Source organism: Streptomyces sparsus (assembly GCF_054776295.1).
In genome coordinates, this window is the sequence record NZ_BAAHCA010000995.1 from 1 (window position 1) to 1,689 (window position 1,689).

2 protein-coding genes are annotated in these 1,689 nt (G+C 71.2%); both read right to left on the reverse strand.

Features of this window, described 5'->3' with window-relative positions; genetic code table 11:
• Window positions 1–87: 87 nt before the first annotated feature.
• Window positions 88–1,065, reverse strand: a complete 978-nt coding sequence (locus tag ACYVE9_RS25705; RefSeq protein ID WP_461030290.1) for a pseudouridine synthase — start codon at window positions 1,063–1,065, stop codon at window positions 88–90.
• On the reverse strand, window positions 1,065–1,689 hold a 625-nt coding region (scpB, locus tag ACYVE9_RS25710), incomplete at its 5' end, for an SMC-Scp complex subunit ScpB (RefSeq protein WP_461030291.1). The genes scpB and ACYVE9_RS25705, both read right to left, overlap by 1 nt.

Sequence of the window (1,689 nt, forward strand, 5' to 3'; positions counted from 1 at the left end):
CGTGGCCGCGCGGGCCGGGCGGCGGCGTGCTCACGCCGTTCCCGTACCGCGAGCCGTCGGCGGGCTGCCGGTGCCGTAGGGCCGGCCCTAAAGGCCGACCTCCTTCATCAGCATGCCGACCTCGGTGTTGGTCATCCGGCGCAGCCAGCCGGACTTCTGGTCGCCCAGCGGGATGGGACCGAAGCGGGTCCGGACCAGGCGATCCACGGGGAAGCCCGCCTCGGCGAGCATGCGCCGCACGATGTGCTTGCGGCCCTCGTGCAGCGAGACCTCGACGAGGTAGTTCTTGCCGGTGTTCTCGACGATCTTGAAGTGGTCGGCCTTGGCGTAGCCGTCCTCCAGTTTGATGCCGTCCTTGAGTCGCTTGCCCAGGTCCCGAGGGATGGGCCCCTGGATCGCGGCCAGGTAGACCTTGCGCACGCCGTAGCGCGGGTGGGTGAGGCGGTGGGCGAGCTCACCGTGGTTGGTGAGCAGGATGAGCCCCTCGGTCTCGGTGTCCAGCCGGCCGACGTGGAACAGCCGCGTCTCGCGGTTGTTCACGTAGTCGCCCAGGCACTGGCGGCCCTCCGGGTCCTCCATCGAGGACACCACACCGGCGGGCTTGTTCAGGGCGAAGAAGAGGTGCGCCTGGGTGGCGACGGTCAGGCCGTCGACCTTGATCTCGTCCTTCTCGGGGTCCACCCGCATGCCCTGTTCGACGACGATCTGGCCGTTGACCTCGACCCGCGCCCGCTCGATGAGCTCCTCGCAGGCCCGACGGGAGCCCATGCCGGCCCGGGCGAGCACCTTCTGCAGCCGCTCGCCGTCCTGGTCTCCGAAGGTCTTGGGGGTCTTCGGCCGCGGGGTGTCGTACCGCGCGCGGTTGCGCTCCTCGATCTGGGCGTCCAGCTCACGGGGGCGGGCCGGCGCGGAACGCTTGCGCGGACCGCCCTTCGCCCCCCGGTTGCCGTCGGTGGTGTAGCGCCGCTCCTCGGGACGGGGACGTCCGGAGGAGGACTGCTTGTTGTCGCGGCTGCTGCCCGCGCCCCGGTTGTTCCGGTTGCTGTTACTGCCGCTGCTTCGCATCAAAGTTCCGTCTTAGGTCTGGGGTCGCCGCTGTCGTCTACGTCGAACGACGGCACCCCCTCCCGGCTCTCGCCCTCCACCGCGTCCGCTTCGGGTAGGAAGGGCGCCAGCTCCGGCAGCTCGTCCAGGCCTCGCAGGCCCATCCGTTCCAGGAAGTAGTGCGTCGTCACATACAGGATCGCACCTGTTTCGGGTTCGGCGCCCGCCTCCGCCACCAGACCGCGCTGGAGCAGGGTGCGCATGACGCCGTCGCAGTTCACTCCGCGCACCGCGGAGACCCGGGAACGGCTGACCGGCTGGCGGTAGGCGACGACCGCCAGTGTCTCCAGCGCGGCCTGTGTCAGGCGCGCCTGCTGGCCGTCGAGCGCGAAGCCCTCGACGGCCTCGGCGTACTCGGCGCGGGTGGAGTACCGCCAGCCGCCGGCGACCTGACGCAGTTCGAAGCCCCGGCCCTGGCGGGTGTACTCCTCGGCCAGCTCCCGCAGGGCGTCGGCGACGGCCCGGCGCGGTCGCTGCACCACCCGGGCGAGGTGTTCCTCGGTGGCCGGCTCGTCCACGACCATCAGCACCGCCTCCAGGGACGGCTTCAGCTCCAGGTCGGCCACCGACCCGGCTCCGGCGGGC